Origin of the sequence: Algicola sagamiensis DSM 14643 (assembly GCF_000374485.1) — a bacterium.
Taxonomy (GTDB): domain Bacteria; phylum Pseudomonadota; class Gammaproteobacteria; order Enterobacterales; family Alteromonadaceae; genus Algicola; species Algicola sagamiensis.
In genome coordinates this window covers 1-17,760 of the sequence record NZ_KB894498.1, presented here as the reverse complement: position 1 = coordinate 17,760, position 17,760 = coordinate 1, and the positions used below count along the sequence as shown (strand labels likewise).

The following is a 17,760-nucleotide window of genomic DNA, read 5'->3' as shown; positions in this document are numbered from 1 at the left end:
TTTGCATGTGGGTTGTATCTTTTGGGTTTACAACCCGCCCATCCATCCAAACCACCTTCACTGAGTCAAAATAGCGCTCATCCTTTAATCAACTCTCAACCTTCAATCGATTCTGCTTCACCCGCGATGACGCATTCTGAGCCAGTGACGCACAGTCGTGTATTTGCGGATCACTGCCAGTTAAAGTTACAGCCAATTGTAATGAATCAATCGGCATCACAACAATGGTTGGACTGGCAACAGAAGTGGCAAGAACATCCAATGTTATCCACGCTGCCTGCATGCTTTGGTTTGCCATTGTGGCACCCAGAATTTGCACAGTCTTGTCAGATGGAAGCGGGGAAGGTGAGTTGTCCTGTCAAAGCTTTCGACTATTTTGAAGGAATTGCTGATACATTGGTTTTTGTCATTACACCAGAAGGAACTGCATATACATCACTTGGACTAACATTTTTGGATCATTCCGATACGTTCGAAGTGTTTCTTCATGAACTAGCACATTCGTTTGGTTTTATCGATGAATATAAACTCAAGCCAACCCAGCAGCGTATCCATTGTTCTTTAGATTACCCAAGTTTTATCAGCCAGAATGTATATACAATTCCAAAGTATTGGGCAAGAAATTCATTTAGCCTCAAGCAGGGGCGTTACCAACAAGGCCCTATTGTACCAACCAAAGGTAGACTGGTGGAAACTTGTCAGGGAACGCAAGTCAATGCTTATTCTATTTATCCAAAAGGCTTAATGCGTCATCATGAACTGGGACCAGATAATTCATTAATCCAGCGCTGGCGAAGCATTTGGGATGATGAGCAACAATATATACCAAGGTTCCGGGTGTGGTATTGGCAGCAGTCCTATGATTTGCTGCAGCCAGTTGACATGAATAAAGCGCTTGAAGTTGCACGTCAATACCTGCCAGTTTTCCAACTGCTTCTCAGTCACCCTTATTTGACGCAATCAGAGCGTCAAATCGTTTTAACAGTCGCAACAAACCAACATTTTTTACCTGCTTATTCACTATTTGGTCATTGGTTTTTGGATCATATGAATGATCCGCAGCAAGCGAAACGCTGGTATCACCGAGGTGCAATGCAAGGTGATGGTTTTTCAGCTTATTTTTTATTCAGGCAATATCCTGAAGCAGGGCTGCAAATTCAAAATCAGTTAAAAGTACTGATTGAAAATCAAGGTGTTTTTGAATATTTCCAACGCGGCAGAACACAATAAACTCCGCTCCATCCCGAAATTACTTTGTTTCGTTACCATTGTATGAGGAAAAACTTGGTAATTTTCTGTACCGAAAATGAAAAATTAGATCATACTTTCGAGTAGAATTGATTGAATAAAAAGCGATTTAGGAGTGGGTGCTCTTAAATCACATTTGTTGGATATCTTCTCCCTCACATGCTTTGTACAACTTTGAGCGCAATTTTGGAGAAAGCAACTCACCGTGCAAGAACCTGAAACGGTAAAATGATTATGTTGAATAAAATGACCTTTTTAATCCTGCTCGTTATCAGCTTGGCAATCAGTAACTTTTGTTCCACATTCGCAATTGCACAAACCCCAGAGGTTGGTGAGCCATTTGTGACCGAGTTATCGTTCAAAACACTTCCAACTGTCACGATACCACCTGGTGGGCATTCAGGATCGGTAAATACGACAGCACTATGGGAAAATATAGGTTCCTTGAATGGTGTCGATTTGGATATGGTTGTCACAATTCTTTCAAATACAAAGGATGGAGTAGTTGATAGTGTCAAATTTAGTACAAATACATCACAGCCTGACAATACGGCTGATGAAGCAAGAATCCAGTTAGTTAACGGTGTAAGTGCAAGTGATACACAAAAAGTAACCGTGAAGTTCAACATATATAAAGCGGGCACTTTTCAAGCAGGTTCTGGAGAGAGTGTTGATATTATTCCAAGCAGCTTATTTCAAGACCTTGATAGTGTTGAAACAATTTTTGTACAGGAAAGTGATGTAGCAAGAACGAGAAGGAATGGCAAGCTTAATGTCCAAAATCAGGTTGAGAATGATACCGATGTTGCCGTTGTAAATGAGAACCCAGGGCTATTAAAGATATCCTCGAGTGCAGATGGTAATCCCGGCGATAAAAATATTGCAATAGAGGTTTTCTTTAAACCAGCATCGGAGTTTGAAATTACATTTGAAACTACTTCTGATACAAGAAACTTTGAGTTTGATGGAAATGCGGAAGCATTTTTTGCAAATCCATTTGAAGTGAAAGTGGATAATGATCCACCTGCTCCTCCAACGTTTAATAATGTTGTTGCTGGTGGAAATCAGTCTCCTGTCTTTCAAGGCACTGCAGAGGCGTTTGCAACGGTTCAGCTAGAAGTGAATAATAAGACATTTATTCGTGTCGCAGACAAAAGTGGTGACTGGATCATTGATACTGCGACAACGCCACCGGATAATGGCACCTTAACATTCGTCAATGGAACTGATACGACATATCCTGTTCAAGTGACAACATTTGATGCAGCTGGAAACTCGAGTTCACTCACCAAACCTGATGGATTAACTTTCGACAAAAAATCCCCAGTCGTCACCATTATTGACTCTCTAGATCCTGCCAATATTGAAAACGAAGACTCTTATCCTGTATCTGGGAATTGTGAGGCTGGAGATGGCAATGTTTTGGTAAGTATTTCAGGTATCTCCGATCCACCACAAAGTGTTCCATGTAGTTCAGGAAGCTGGGATGCGACATTTGATGTCTCAGGTGCGCCAGAAGGTCCGGTTGGGATTCGTGTCAATATTTCACAAACTGACAACTTTGATAACTTAGGTACCGACTCAGCTACGGCGTTAAAAGGTACAGCAGTGCCGAGTATATCAATTAATAATAACGGTACTGAGGGGGATAGCGTTTATAACGCGACTGAAATTACCACGAACACAATCTCTGGAACGACAGCGAATATTGAAGATAACCAAGTGGTATCGATTCAGATTTCTGACTCGAAGACAACAATCAATGAAACAGCGACGGTTACAGGAAATGCATGGACAATCAGCAACGTCAACCTAAGTGGGCTGGGAGAAGAAGCTGTGACGCTCAGTGTTTCTGTTTCAAGCCTTTCTGGGAATAAAGCAACGGATTCAGATAACTTATCGAAAGATTCTGGAAACCCTGTTTTAACAGTACTGAGTCCAAGTGGGGAGTCCAATGAGAATCTACCCAATTTCTCGGGGATAACTGACCAACCTGTTGGCGAAGAGGTGTTCATCAAAGATGGGAGTGGGGCAGCAGTATGTACAGCAACTGTCTCAGCGGGAAGTCCTAATAATACATGGTCATGCAAAGCACCAACGGCTATCGCACAAGGGACTTATAACTTTACAGCGGACACTACTGATACTTCAGGGAATCAAACAACAACCCCTATTTCCTTTGAGGTAGATTTTGATCAGGATGATGATGGGATCCCAGATGTGTTTGAAGGAAGTGGTGATTCAGATAATGATGGCATTCCTAACAACTTAGATGATGATTCGGATAATGATGGCATTAAGGACAGTGTTGAGTTTGGCACACCTCTTGATAACAATGACTCGGACAATGATGGCATTGATGATGCGATTGATGTGACAAATACGGGTGGAACAGATTCGAATAACAATGGCATTGATGATACAAAAGAGGCAACAGATTCGGATAATGATGGCAAGCCTGACTATCTAGATATGGACTCGGATAACGATGGCATCATCGATAAACTTGAAATCGGTCCAAATCCTGGCAATCCACGAGACACTGATGGAGATAAAACGCCAGATTATCGAGACATTGACAGCGACAACGACGGTTTACCGGATTCTGTTGAAGTGACAACAATACCTGCATTCTCTGATACAGATGAAGATAGTGACGGAATTGATGATGCCATTGACCATGATGTGAAGGGTACAACACAAGGGAATGATGACAATGGCAATGGTGTTGCTGATGCGTTCGAACCCAATGACTCGGATAATGATGGAAAACCTGATTATATCGATGCGGATAGTGATAACGATCTGATCCCAGATAAATTGGAAAATGGCCTGTCAGGGACCGATGCAGACGGTGATGGGATTGATGACAGCATTGATGTGACACAAACCAATGGCAAGGATGAGAATAAAGATGGTGTGGATGATGCTTTCAAACCAAAGGATACAGATAGTGACAAAACACCGGATTACTTGGATACAGATACGGATAATGATGGGATCCCTGATAAAACAGAACTCAACGAAGCCAGCACAGCAGATGATGACGACGATGGACTCATTGCCGCTTTCGATAATGATGATAATGATGCCGCTGATATCACAATTAAAGCAGGGGCTACCGCACATGATGAAGACGGCGATGGGGCCCCGAACTTTCAAGATTTGGATAGTGATAATGACAGTATCTTAGACGTGATTGAAGCAGGTCTTACCGATATCGAAGAAGACGGTTTTGCTGATGACGGGAATGTTCAAACCAACCCGCCAGATAAGGATAATGATGGGAAAGCTGACTTCATCGATGTACGCAATGATGAGAATAACACGAACGATATTGATGGAACTGATGCGAAGGCATTGGATGAGAATGGCGATGGACGTATTGATGTCACTCAGGATACAGATAAGGATGGTGTGCCTGATGTAAATGATCCTGAAAAACAGATTTTTGGGACCAACCTCGACTTTGATGGCGATAAGGTCAGTAACAGTGTCGATAAAGATGATGATAATGATGGGATCCCGGATAAAATAGAAGCACCAAATGGCCAAGATATTGATACGGATGGCGATGGTATCCCGGATCGACTGGACTTAGATAGTGATAATGATGGGATTCCAGATACGATTGAAGGAACTGGGAGTGATTTACTCGACCCAAATCAGGACGGGCGTATTGATAACTTTGTCGACACGGATAAGGATGGTTTAGTTGATACTATTTCAGATGATATGACCCCTGTGAATACCGACAACACTGACAACCCAGATTTTCAGGATGGTGACAGTGATAATGATGGGATCAGCGATACGAATGAATCAACACTCACAGGAACAGATATTAAAGATGAAAATAATGACGGGAAGATAGATTCAACAACAGACTCTGATAACGATGGGCTTGTGGATGTTGTGGACACAGATAATGGTGGGAAAATCCCTGGCATACCAGACACAGACAATGATGGAAGTTTTGATTACCTTGATGAAGACAGTGATGGAGATGGTATTTCAGATAACATCGAGTCGAGTAATGGCGAAGACTTCAATGCAGATAAAGATGGGAATGGTGTGCCAGACCGATTGCAAAATGACGGGGCATTAGAAACTGCAGTCAATGGTTTTGGCAGTATTGGGTACAGCATCTTCTGGTTACTTGGGCTATTGTTCATAAGTCAACGTCAACTCTATAGGAACAATAATATGGCGAAACTTGGATTAAGCTGTCTTCTTCTGATAATGCTTCCAATGGCTCAAGCGGCATCGATGAAAGGGCAAGAACATTTTTATATTGGGGGAGGGATTGGCTGGACCCATATTGAGCCTGAAGGAGAATCCAATGGATGGAGAACGGTTGATGATACAGACTTCGGTTGGAACGTGAAAGTTGGCTATGATCTTCACCCTCACTGGTTCGCAGAGCTTTCCTATACGGATGCCGGAGATGCCATGTTAGGGAACAAGAACCCACAAGTGAAAGGTAATCCGGATATTAGTTATGAAATTCCTGCGCTATTTGGCGGCTATTGGTTCTTTGAGCCAGAGAATGAATGGAACCTGTATTTCAAACTTGGCCTTTCTTCAATTCAAAATGAAGTAAATGACAGTCGCGTGCGGTTTAATAAGGAGTCTAAAGTTCAATTGGCCGGAGGAATTGGCGGACACTGGCAGTTTTCAGAACGCTTCTTTCTTCGTTTAGAAATCGACTCGTTTGATAAAGACGCAAATTATGCTGGTGTTCTGATTGGTGGTTATTTTGGTGAATAGCCTATTTTGGTGGTTTGGTTGTATTTCAATCAGGTTGAGTATGCTTTTTATACTCAACCATGTCCTCTTTGATTACATCAACTTATTCATTATTTGTTAACTTTTGTTCAGATAAAATACTGATTTTCAGGTTTAATGCACTGGACTGATTTCATTTTGCTCTAAATTTGGATAAAATCCGAAACTTTAGTTGTATTTTTGCCACATAACTAACGAGTTCCAAAGGCTCTCATCATTTTATAAGGACATTCCAATCAATACGTTGGAGTGCTTTTGGTCTTATTTGGCGAACGAAATACTTCAACTTTCGTATCGTTCCCCCGGTTAGCAATAATTGATAGAAGTCGACTCGCAAAGTCATTTGTGATTGACGTAGATAATGACATGACGCTCGCAAGCGTCAGAATGACTGAGAATAGTATGAGTAATAATAAATTTATTTCTCCCACAACAGCACTTGGAATCGCTTGTTTATGTGGGCCCCTAAGCCAAAATATCGCCTTTGCACAAAATAGTGCAATCACAATTTCATCTCAGGAAACAAAAATATTTACCACAGAGCTTTCGTTTACTTCAGAGCCAGAAGCAGTCACTTCCCCACAGGGTAATCGAGTTGCTATTTGGAGAAATGTAGGGCAACTCAATAACATCACCCTTGATATGGTGATTGAGGTCATTGGTGGTTCGCCGCTTCCGACAACAGAAAATTTGGAGTTTGCTACTGAATTTGATCCAGATAAAGCAAATGTAGATGAATCCCGTGTGTGGTTACATCCAAATTCAAGTTCTGTATTTCAAGAGGTGAACTTACGATACAGTTTTTATGAGTCAGGGACTTATGGCACAGGGAATGAAAAAGCAATCACAATCATACCGACAAGTTTATTCCAGGATATCGATGGAAATAAAGACAACAAATATGAAAAAGTGACTGTGAGAAAGAGTGCAGTTGCAAAAACAATACTTGATAAGATTTCGAATATTAAGGTAGATGATGATGGTGAATATCTCACCTTTTCTTCAGAATCGAGTGGTAATACAGGTGATCAAGAAATCGCTGTTCAGATTTTCTTTCAACCAGCATCTTCTTTTGATATCAGTTACCTTGCAAAATCAAAGAAACGAAGAAAGTTTGACTTTGATGGTAATGCGAAGATTTTTTTCGAAAACCCAATTGATACCTCCTACGATGACGTTGCACCAGACGCACCAGTTTTAAATGAAATGAACCAGTTCAAAGGGGGGGAAGATTATCCGATTTTTACAGGTAAAGCTGAACCTCTGACAACAGTCGAATTAAAAATTTCTGAGAATAATGGCCAACAAATGTTCTATTCCCTTGTTGACCGTGAAGGGAACTGGAAAATAGATACGAAGAATGTATCGCCAGACTCGATTCCTTTTCAGTCTATTGATGACTCCCATGATGACTATTCAGTAGAAGTTGTGAGCATCGATATTTCTGGAAATCGATCGGCGCCCGCGACTGGAAATCTTAACTTCGACAACAAAGCCCCCGATGTGTCGATCACTGCGATTGACATGAATCAGGATAATCAGCGTTCTTATAGTGTGAAGGGAAAGTGTGAGAATGGCTTCCCACTCCAGTTATTCATTAATAATGTGGCTTCGCAATCATCGATCCAGTGTTCAAGTGGAGAGTGGGAATACACACCCGCAATGAGTCACTTGCCAGAAGGTCAAGTCAACTTCCGAGTCACGCAAGCAGACACGTTCAATAATACTGGCAGTGCTGAAATATCTATCAAAAAAGATACAGAATCGCCAACGTTAACGGTTGTTCAAAATATTTCAGGTGATGATGAATTTATCAATCAATCAGAATATGGCGCAGTTTCTCTATCTGGTCGAGTTGATGGTGTTGCTGATGGAACAAAAGTCACAGTCGAATTTATTGACAGTCAAGGCAAACATGAAAAAGTAGAAGTCCCGCTTTTCGATGGAAAGTGGCAAACACCGTCAATGGATCTCGCTGCGCTTGAAGATGGAGATATCACTTTACGTGTTACTGTCAGTGATGACATGAATAATGAAACGGTAATTGAGCACCACTTCAAGCTGGATAAAAAACTGCCTCAGTTGGCTATCGATTCAATCGATGTCACGCGTGACCAAAGGCCTGCTATTTCAGGAACAACAGATCTACCCGCAGGCTCTGTTGTCATTGTGAAAAACACGACTGATCATTCAGAAATCTGCCGTGCTGATGTCCAGAAAAACCCACCACTGAACCAATGGTCATGCGTGCCAGGCTCAAAGCTTCCTGAAGGGGATTACCATTTCTCCGCTGAAGGGACTGATGAAGCGAAAAACACTCAAAAAGCAACGTTCTCATTCAGAATTGATATTGATGAAGATGATGACGGTATCCCTGATGTGATTGAAGGACTAACGACGGATAGTGACCACGATGGAATACCTGATTATCAGGAAATTGATTCTGATAATGACGGCATTCCTGACGCGGTTGAAGCTGGAGAAAAGCCAACTGAACCTGTTGATACAGATGGTGATTTGATTCCAGATTACCAAGATAGTGATTCTGATGGTGATGGTATCCCTGACTCGGTTGAAGCAGGAAAAGAGCCGACCACGCCTGTTGATACAGATGGTGATTTGACTCCAGATTACCAAGATAAAGATTCTGATGGTGATCGCATCCCTGATTCGGTTGAAGCCGGAAATGAGCCGACCACGCCTATGGATACAGATGGTGATTTGACCCCAGATTATCAAGATAAAGATTCTGATGGCGATGGGATCCATGACAAAGATGAGTTGGATGATAAAGGCCAGCCTATCGATACGGATGATGATGGGAAACCAGACCATCGTGATACAGATTCTGACGGGGATGGCATCGACGATGAAGATGAACTTGGTAAAGATGGAAAACCAGTTGATACGGATAATGACTCAACGCCAGACCATCGTGATATAGATTCTGACGGGGATGGTATCGACGATGAAGACGAACTTGGTCAGGATGGTCAGCCAATCAATACAGATGGAGATGAGCGACCTAATCACCTTGACACTGACAGCGATAATGATGGATTCCCGGATAGTGAAGAAGGAACAGGTGATATTGATGGTGACAATATTCCAAACTATCTCGATGATGACTCTGATAATGATGGGTTGGATGATCGTTATGAAATTGGCGATGGTTCGGAACCAAAGGATACTGACCAAGATGGACAACCAGATTACTTAGATAAAGATTCTGATAATGATGGCTTAGATGATCGTACCGAGAGTGAAAATGCTCATTCTCCATTCGATACGGATGGCGATAATATTCCTGATCATCTAGATAAAGACTCTGATAATGACCGGATCCCAGATGCTATCGAAATTAAAGAAGGTTCAGCTATTGACACGGATGATGATGGAAAACCAGATCACCTCGATATCGATAGTGATGGTGATTTGATTCCGGATCTTATTGAATCAGGGTTGCATGGGCAAGACGATGACCATGATGGCATTGTGAATGCGTTGGATGTGGATTTCACAAAGGGTGAAGATACAAACAAAGATGGCATTGATGATCATTATTCTGCGCTTGATACAGAAAGAGATAACACACCGGACTATCTCGATCGAGATAGTGATAATGATGGGATCTTGGATAAAGATGAAGTCCTAGCTGAGTTAAATATTGATCATGATCTCGATGGAATAGGAGCGGCTTATGACACCGACGATCGCGATGAGCAAAATACCACGATTAAGGTTGGTGATGTAGCCAATGACTCCGATGGTGACGGCGTGATGAATTTCCGCGATCTGGATAGTGATAATGATAGTATTCCAGATGTGATTGAGGCTGGTCTTGACGATAAGGATGAAGATGGCTTCTCAGATGGTGAAACAGCGACCTTGCCTTTGAAAGATGAAGACAATGATGATTTACCTGACTTCCTCGATGTAAAAGATGATGAAGTACTTGATATTCTTGAGACTGATTATGCAGATAAAGACAAGAATAACGATGGACGCATTGACGATATCAAGGACAGTGATGGTGACGGTATACCGGATGTGAGTGATACGGATAAATCAGTGTATGGCCTTAATGCAGACAATGATGGTGACTCAATCCCGAATAGTCTGGATAAAGATGATGACAATGATGGGATCCCAGACACTATTGAAGCACCAAATGGCAAGGATATTGATACGGATAACGATGGTATTCCAGATAGAATCGACTTAGATAGCGATAATGATGGCATTCCAGATAGCATTGAAGGGATTGGGAATGATTCATTCGATACCGATGGTGATGGTCGAATCGATACACCAGCAGACTCGGATAAGGATGGTTTAGTTGATACGGTACCAGAAGATATGACACCTGTTGACTCTGATGAAGATGGCCAGCCAGATTTTAGAGATGATGATAGTGACAATGATGGGATCTCTGATTTGGAAGAAACTCGTCCGAATAACGGTGGTGAAAAGGATGATGGTCGTACAATTGATTCAGATAACGATGGTCTCAATGACTCCTTCGACCCTGATAACGGGGGCAAACCGCCAGTATTAAATGACTCGGACAACGATGGGACATTTAACTATCAGGATAAAGATAGTGATGGTGATGGTATTTCTGATGATATCGAAAATGGCGACTTCAATGGTGATGGCGTGCCAGACTATCAACAGAATGATAAGGGATTAGAAACCGCAGTCTCTGGTTCTGGAACTTTTGGTTCAATTCTTCTCGGTATCCTTGCTACACTAGGCCTTCGTCGCCGTCAGACTAAGAAGTAGAGGCATTTGTTTGATGAAAAAAATTATTTTATGTGCCGCCTTATTGGCGGCCCCTGCTGTGCAGGCTGAGTCGGTCCAAGAAAATGGACAGTTTTATATTGGCGCTGGCCTTGGTTTTACGAAAGTGAATCCCGAGGGCGAATCAAATGGTTGGCATACTGTTGATAAAAAGGATACTGGTTGGAATATCAAGTTGGGCTATGATATTGCACCGCAATGGTTTGCTGAACTTTCCTATACGGATGCGGGAGCAGCGACATTGGATAATCACAACCCAAAGATTGAGGGTTCACCTGAGCTGAGCTATCAGATCCCTGCGGTTATGGGTGGATATTGGTTGTTCGAAAACTGGCGTGACTGGAATGTCTACCTGAAATTAGGTCTTTCTTCGATTCAGAATGATATCAGTGAAAGTCGGGTTCAATTTAACAAGGATTCATCAATTCAACTTGCTGGTGGGATTGGTGCACAGTGGTATTTTTCTGAGAAATATTTTCTTCGTTTGGAAATTGATACCTATGATAAAGATGCCAATTATGCAGGACTAATGATCGGCGGATACTTCGGCGATTAATCCAAAAGAAAAACCGAATGGCTGCTAGGTCATTCGGTTTTTCGGTGGTTTAAGCCTGTTGCAGTTGACCAGATTCCAACTCGCTTGAATGCTCGACCGAATTCGGTTTCATCCACACAAGTGTGGCGAGTGGCAAAACAAACAAAGTCAGAATGGTCGAAGATATCAGACCGCCAATTAAGACAATTGCCATTGGCTTTTGTATTTCTGATCCCACACCTTGACTATATAACAGAGGTAATAAGCCCAAAGCTGTTGTCATCGCTGTCATCAGGACTGGACGAAGTCGATGTTCACACCCACGAATGACAGCATCACGAAATGATAGGGCTCTTTGTGCGAATTCGTAATTGAGGCTATCTGTCAGCACAACGCCGTTCAACACAGCTAAACCAATCAGTGCGATAAATCCGATGCTGCTTGGTACGGATAGGTATGCACCACTCAAGTATAATGACCAGATACCCCCCATGAGGGCAAAAGGAATGCAAATAAGTAAGATGGCGACTTGTCGTAGATTTCCAAATGCAAAGTAAAGCAAAATAGCAATCCCAGCCAAGATGACAGGTAAGAGCCATGAAAGGGTCTTTTGTGCGCGTTGTTGGTTCTCATATTGGCCACCAATCTGGAAGTAGTAGCCAGCTGGCCACTTGATTTGATTCAGTTGGGTTTGAATATCATTCACGACACTTCCCATATCGCGATTGGCAACATTCGCTTGGATCACAACTCGACGTTGCACATTTTCACGGCGAACCTGACTTACTCCTTTCTGATAACCGACCTCAGCGACATCAGATAGCTGTAACCAGGTTCCTTCAGCACCCTGAATGGGGATTTGGCGGATTTGATGCAAGTTATTTCTATCCTCATTCTGATAACGAACATAGATATCATAACGGGCATTCCCTTCAAAGACTTGGCCAGCCGCCGTTCCACCAATGCCTGCATTGACGACTTGCATGACATCAGCAACAGTGAGCCCATACTGAGCAGCAACATCTCGCTTCACATTAATTTCCAATTGTGCTTCACCTTGAAACTGCTCCATCGCAACATCGATTGCCCCATTCACTTGTTGAACCTTTTGTGTCGCTTCTGCTGCTAATTGACCCAATTGGTTAAGGTCTGGACCGAAGATTTTAATGGCGAGCTGAGATTTTACTCCTGATAGAAGTTCATCTACCCGTGTTGCAATTGGTTGTGAAAACGTCAGTAATAGTCCAGGGAATTTCTTTAAACGTGTCGCCATCTTCGACTGTAGAGCATACCGATCTTTTGCTGACTTCCATTCAGAAACAGGTTTGAGGCCAATATAGATCTCGATATTACTGATCGGCTCTGGATCGCCGCCAATTTCTGCTCGACCAATCCGAGAAAGTGCGTAGGTGACCTCTGGAAATTGCATCAGTTCATCTTCCAACTTTGGTGCAAGCGCAAGTGCCACATTTAGGTTTGCTGTTGGTGCCAAAGTCACGCGGAGATTAATCGTACCTTCTTCTAATTCAGGAACGAACTCGGTACCAATCTGTGTTGCAAACCATGAGGAAAGCCCGATCATGATCAGCATGCATAAGCCAAGTTTTTTCGGGTGCTGGCTGAGTTTGACAAGTAATTGACGATAACGCGCAGAAATATTAGAAAATTGGCTCGATGATGTTTCCTCACTGTTGGATAACAGGTGCTTTGCCAACAATGGCAGCAAAAACAATGCAATGAGCAATGCAAAACATAGCGCAAGCATAATACTGATGATCATTGGAATGAATAGCTTTCCCTCTACGCCAGTGAGTAATGTCAGCGGAGCAAGAACCATCATGATAATCGCGAATGAAAATACCATCGGCTTCGCAAGGCGGGTCGCTTGTGCCTCAACTGTTTCTTTTTCAGCTCGCTGCATGATCCCCTCAACCATGACAACGGCACTATCAACGAGCATACCAATGGCAATGACCATGCCACCGAGAGACATTAAGTTGGCTGAAATGTCAAAATAAGCCAGCATCGCTAATGCCATGAGCAGCGAGAGTGGCACAGTCACCAATACCAATAGCGTAGCTCGAAGGTTGAATAGAAAGAGGAAAAGAACCACAAGAACCAAAACAGCAGCTTGTACTAGAGAAATGGTGAGCGTACTCACCGCTTTTTCAACCAAGTCTGAGTTGTCGTAGTAGGGCTGAATACTGACACCATCTGGTAGAGCGGTTTGGATCTTTGGTAGAAGCGCTTTCACGTCATCAATAGTTTGTTTGGTATTTGCCCCAAATCGCTTGAGTACAATCCCGGAAATCACTTCTCCCCTTGCAAGTAACTGGCCATTAGCTTGGCGCTCAGTCATCGTTACTGCACCTTGACGAATTTCACCACCGATCGACACGGAAGCAATATCGCGGACGCTGATTAATCGTCCCTCATGCTGAAGAAGCGGTACATCTTCAATTTGTCGAAGGCCGATTCGGTTAGAAGAAAAACGACCGACACCTCGGATGACAAACTGTTCATCCCCTCGATTCAGATACCAGCCACCGGCATTTTGGTTACTGTTGAGTAAAGCTTGCTGAACATCTTCAATAGACAACCCTAATTGAAAAAGCTTCTGCGGATCCAAATTGACTTGGTACTGCTTTACTTCACCGCCAAATGAAAGAATGTCGGTTACACCATCAACAGGCATGAGTATCAATTTGACCAGATAGTCGTTGAGGCTACGAAGTTTGACCGGATCATGATAGGCAGACTCTGGATCTGCAACGAGTAGATATTGAAAAACTTGACCAAGACCTGAGGAATTCGGTCCCATCGCTGGGGCATCAATCGATTCTGGCAATAAACCTTCTGCTTGTCTCAGCCTTTGAAAGACTTGTTCTCGGGCAAAGTAAGGATCTGTTGACTCTTCGAAAACAATCGTGACAATGGAGAGTCCTGTTTTGGATATTGAACGGACGGCCTTGACAGAGGGAATACTATACATCAAGGATTCAACAGGATAAGTCACGAGCTGTTCGACTTCCTTTGCGGCCATTCCAGGGGCTTCTGTATTGACACTAACCTGAATGTCGGTGACATCTGGAAAGACATCCAGCTTGAGTTGCATCAGCTGAAATCCACTCAACATGATCCCAACTAGGAAAACAGACAGCACAATGCGCTGCTGTGCAAAGCAAAACTCTATAATACGCTTCATAAATTCACCATTAGCTTTTAAAAACGTGTGGTTTAGAAATTAGTGGTTATGAATGTCAAAGCCAGACTTTGCCAGCTCTGCAAACAGGGTGAATGCACCTTGTGTCACAATGGTGTCTTCGGGGGATAACCCTCGAACCATTGCAATCTGGGACTCTTCACCTAGCCACTCGATTTCCTGTTGCTTGAAGGTATTTTGACTCGTTTTGACAAACACAAACCAGTCACCATCTTTATCCTGAAGGACGGAAGAAATTGGAACTTTCCAGGCATTATTTGGTGTCTTTAATTGGATGACAGCCTTGGCCAACATGCCTTTATGCCAACGGTGATCTTGGTTTGGTAAGGAGAAGCGAATACTCTGTGTTCGTGTTTTTTCATCCACCTGGTGTAACACGGATACGGGAGAAAGGCTGACTGTCTGACTTTGCTCGATAAGATATGCAGCTGTGATATCTTCAAAGCTCAGATAAGTTTTTAGAGGAAGCTGGGCATCGAACCAGAGTGAAGATTCATCAACCGTTTGGAAGATAGCAACTCCAGGCTCTATCCAATCGCCGATAATTAATTGATCATCAATAATGGTTCCCGAAGAAGGGGCGGTGAGTTGCCATTGTCCCAATTGGGTATTTCCAGCTTGAAAATCCAGACGAAGTTTCTTCGGCAGGACACCGATTGCACTTAACTTCGCTTCCTGCAATGCGACTTCTACAGTGAGGGTTTGAATCGATTGGCGACTGACGTTTTGCTTGAGTTTTTTCAAGCGCTGTAAGTCGGTATATTTAATCATATAATCGGAAGAAAGATTCGCTAGATCAGGACTATATAGTGTTGCAACTACTTGGCCTTGTTGTACATGATCACCTAAACGCACATGACGTTTCTGGATTTGTCCTTCGAGCTTTGAAGTGATGGATGCAGACAGGTATTGATTAAAACGGATCTCTCCGGTCAACGTGAGTGCAGCGCCTCGATCCAGTGCACGAATCGGTTGCGCTTGTATGTCCATACTACGGATTTGCTGATCACTTAATGTTAGCTCAGCCGCTTCTTCATGCCCATGACTGTCATCTTCCTCTTCTGAGGTGTGTGACTTTTCTTCATCATGCCCATGCTCATCATATTTATTTTCTTTGTGTTCATGATCTGCATGAGAAGTCGATGCTTCTGACTGAAAACGCTGTGTTGCAAATGTATTTGCATGAAATAGTACGAAAGGGATAGACGCAAGCAGCGCCAACCACCATTTTGATTGAACCATAATAATTTAACTCCAAAAAAATTGAACAAGAATGAATGTCAGGTGGAGTTAAGCGTTTGGTGGTGGTGTTTCTAAGAAAAGATCAACTGTACGTGGCCTAAAAGAAATACGTGCATAGTTTTCTACGGGCTGTTCTTCAGGGGTACCAACTTTAGTTGGTTGAATAAATGAGAAGTGACCACTGTGACATGGGCAACTTTGACAAAATTCACGATCATCTTGAAGCAATTGTTCAGTAACAGACCCTTGCGTATCAATGGATGATATGTTTGTCGAAAAATTGAGGTGCTGGTGATCAACAGCTTGTTGTTGATGGTGTGATGGTGACTCTTCATGCACAACATGACCCAGTGTCGATGCAGACACCGTTTGTACCATGAGAAAAAATGTAAGCAATATAAATCGTATCATCACGCCACTATTATAAGGATCCAAAGTAAAGTGTAAAGATTCATAAACTTTCACAAGTATTTCTTAAGGAACGGCCATATTGAAAATGTTACATATTATTTTTCATAAAAGAACGTAATGTACCTTTTTCATCACAAGCATACTGAATGTCATCGATCTTATTCTTCTTCAATATATAAGTATCAATACATTCGATCTTGGGACGGCGAATATGAAAGCGGACTTTTATTTTATGAAAAGGAAAGTCAGATTGAATACTTAATACTTTGTATGAGAATGGTGTTTCATAAATACTCGTGAATAAGTGGGAGTCTAAAAGAATTTGTTCTACTTCTGGATTACGGATCCGTTTTGTTTCAACTTGGGTTCTGACCTTATTCATAAAAACAAGTAGTGAAGGCGAGAAAAACTTATCTAGTTTTCCTTGTGCAGGAATACCAACTGAACGAGAGCCTCGATTTAAAAAATCTTCAATCACATTACGGGCAAGCTTTTCCCGCATCGAGTTTTCTTTCTCGTAATCTTTGAATAGAGACTCAAGCTCCACCGCACGTTGACGCATCATGCCAAGAATGGACTCTTGTGCCTTTTCTTCCCATTGGTTGCCTTTAAAACTCGTTTTATTATAGATATGGGTAATAGCTGTTTTACTTTTCTCATGAAAGTCGAGCCAAGCCGATTGACTGTCAGATAACTCTTTTGCTCGTGCTGGTGGCAATATCTTTTGTAATTCAGAAAATGTGGTATTGATATAATCTGTCCATTCTTTGACTGCTTGATGTAAGCATTGCGTCTGAGCAATATTCGTCGCTGCACTTCCTTTACAGTCTTGAAACTGATCATCGAGCTGATAGACGGATAATGCAAAGCTCATATGTGGCATGAATACCCCAAATAGAAGAGCAATGAGGATTCGGTACATTCTCTGGCCCCTTGTTATTTTTTCTTATTATAGATTCTAAATGAATTCTGAAAAATGAAGTTATTTCGGATCTGACCAAGAGATGGGGAAAAAGTTCCGTGATGAGTCGTTACATGTATATAAAGCATGATTTTAGTTCTACTGTAATAAAGATTAGGTTGAATTTTAATCAAAATGCAATGTTTTGTATGACTTTTGTTCGATTTGTTGTCTTTTTGAATTTTTTTCAAAAAAAACACTTGCGCCCTTCGATGAAATCTCTATAATGCGCTCCCACACCAACAGGGGGCAGGGCAAACAAGCCGACGACTGAAGGTGAGGTTGTTGAGAAGAGGTTCTTCGAAATTAACTTTCAAAATAAAGGTTGACTTCGAAAGAAAACATCGTAAAATGGCCGCCTCGCTTAGGAAAACGATTCAAAGCGAGATTTTAGAAGGTTAAGGTTCAAATTAAATGTTGATAAGAAACGTTAAATTTAATCCTTGACTTTGAATCACAGAGGCGTAAGATACGCATCCTGATTTAAAACGCTCTTTAACAATAAGTAACTCATTATCTGTGTGGGCACTCGCAGAGAGAAGATTCTAC

8 protein-coding genes are annotated in these 17,760 nt (G+C 42.2%); 4 read left to right on the top strand and 4 right to left on the bottom strand.

Translation table 11 applies throughout. The annotated features are described in order from the left end of the window. Positions 1 to 21: 21 nt before the first annotated feature. The 4 genes from C505_RS0112320 (at position 22) to C505_RS23710 (ending at position 11,395) form a co-directional block, all read left to right on the top strand. On the top strand, positions 22 to 1,230 hold the full coding sequence (locus C505_RS0112320) for a hypothetical protein (RefSeq protein ID WP_157369014.1): 1,209 nt from the start codon (positions 22 to 24) through the stop codon (positions 1,228 to 1,230). Positions 1,231 to 1,494: 264 nt separating this feature from the next. Beyond that, positions 1,495 to 6,018, top strand: coding sequence for an outer membrane beta-barrel protein (locus C505_RS23720; RefSeq protein WP_211215077.1), 4,524 nt, complete (start codon positions 1,495 to 1,497; stop codon positions 6,016 to 6,018). A 420-nt stretch (positions 6,019 to 6,438) separates the two neighbouring features. Continuing rightward, positions 6,439 to 10,821, top strand: coding sequence for an Ig-like domain-containing protein (locus C505_RS23715; protein WP_018692917.1), 4,383 nt, complete (start codon positions 6,439 to 6,441; stop codon positions 10,819 to 10,821). Positions 10,822 to 10,834: 13 nt separating this feature from the next. After that, positions 10,835 to 11,395, top strand: a complete 561-nt coding sequence (locus C505_RS23710; RefSeq protein WP_018692916.1) for an outer membrane beta-barrel protein — start codon at positions 10,835 to 10,837, stop codon at positions 11,393 to 11,395. A 49-nt stretch (positions 11,396 to 11,444) separates the two neighbouring features. Here the strand turns inward: C505_RS23710 and C505_RS0112300 are convergent, their stop codons facing one another. From C505_RS0112300 to C505_RS0112285, 4 genes are read right to left on the bottom strand one after another with little or no spacing between them, the layout of a single operon-like run. After that, the gene (locus tag C505_RS0112300) at positions 11,445 to 14,579 is read right to left on the bottom strand and encodes an efflux RND transporter permease subunit (protein WP_018692915.1); all 3,135 of its coding nucleotides are present in this window, start codon (positions 14,577 to 14,579) and stop codon (positions 11,445 to 11,447) included. A 39-nt stretch (positions 14,580 to 14,618) separates the two neighbouring features. Beyond that, on the bottom strand, positions 14,619 to 15,839 hold the full coding sequence (locus C505_RS0112295; RefSeq protein ID WP_018692914.1) for an efflux RND transporter periplasmic adaptor subunit: 1,221 nt from the start codon (positions 15,837 to 15,839) through the stop codon (positions 14,619 to 14,621). A gap of 48 nt (positions 15,840 to 15,887) precedes the next feature. Further along, the gene (locus tag C505_RS0112290) at positions 15,888 to 16,304 is read right to left on the bottom strand and encodes a hypothetical protein (protein ID WP_018692913.1); all 417 of its coding nucleotides are present in this window, start codon (positions 16,302 to 16,304) and stop codon (positions 15,888 to 15,890) included. 34 nt (positions 16,305 to 16,338) lie between these two features. Next, complete coding sequence (locus C505_RS0112285; protein ID WP_018692912.1) at positions 16,339 to 17,172, bottom strand: lysozyme inhibitor LprI family protein; 834 nt, start codon at positions 17,170 to 17,172, stop codon at positions 16,339 to 16,341. Positions 17,173 to 17,760: the final 588 nt, after the last annotated feature.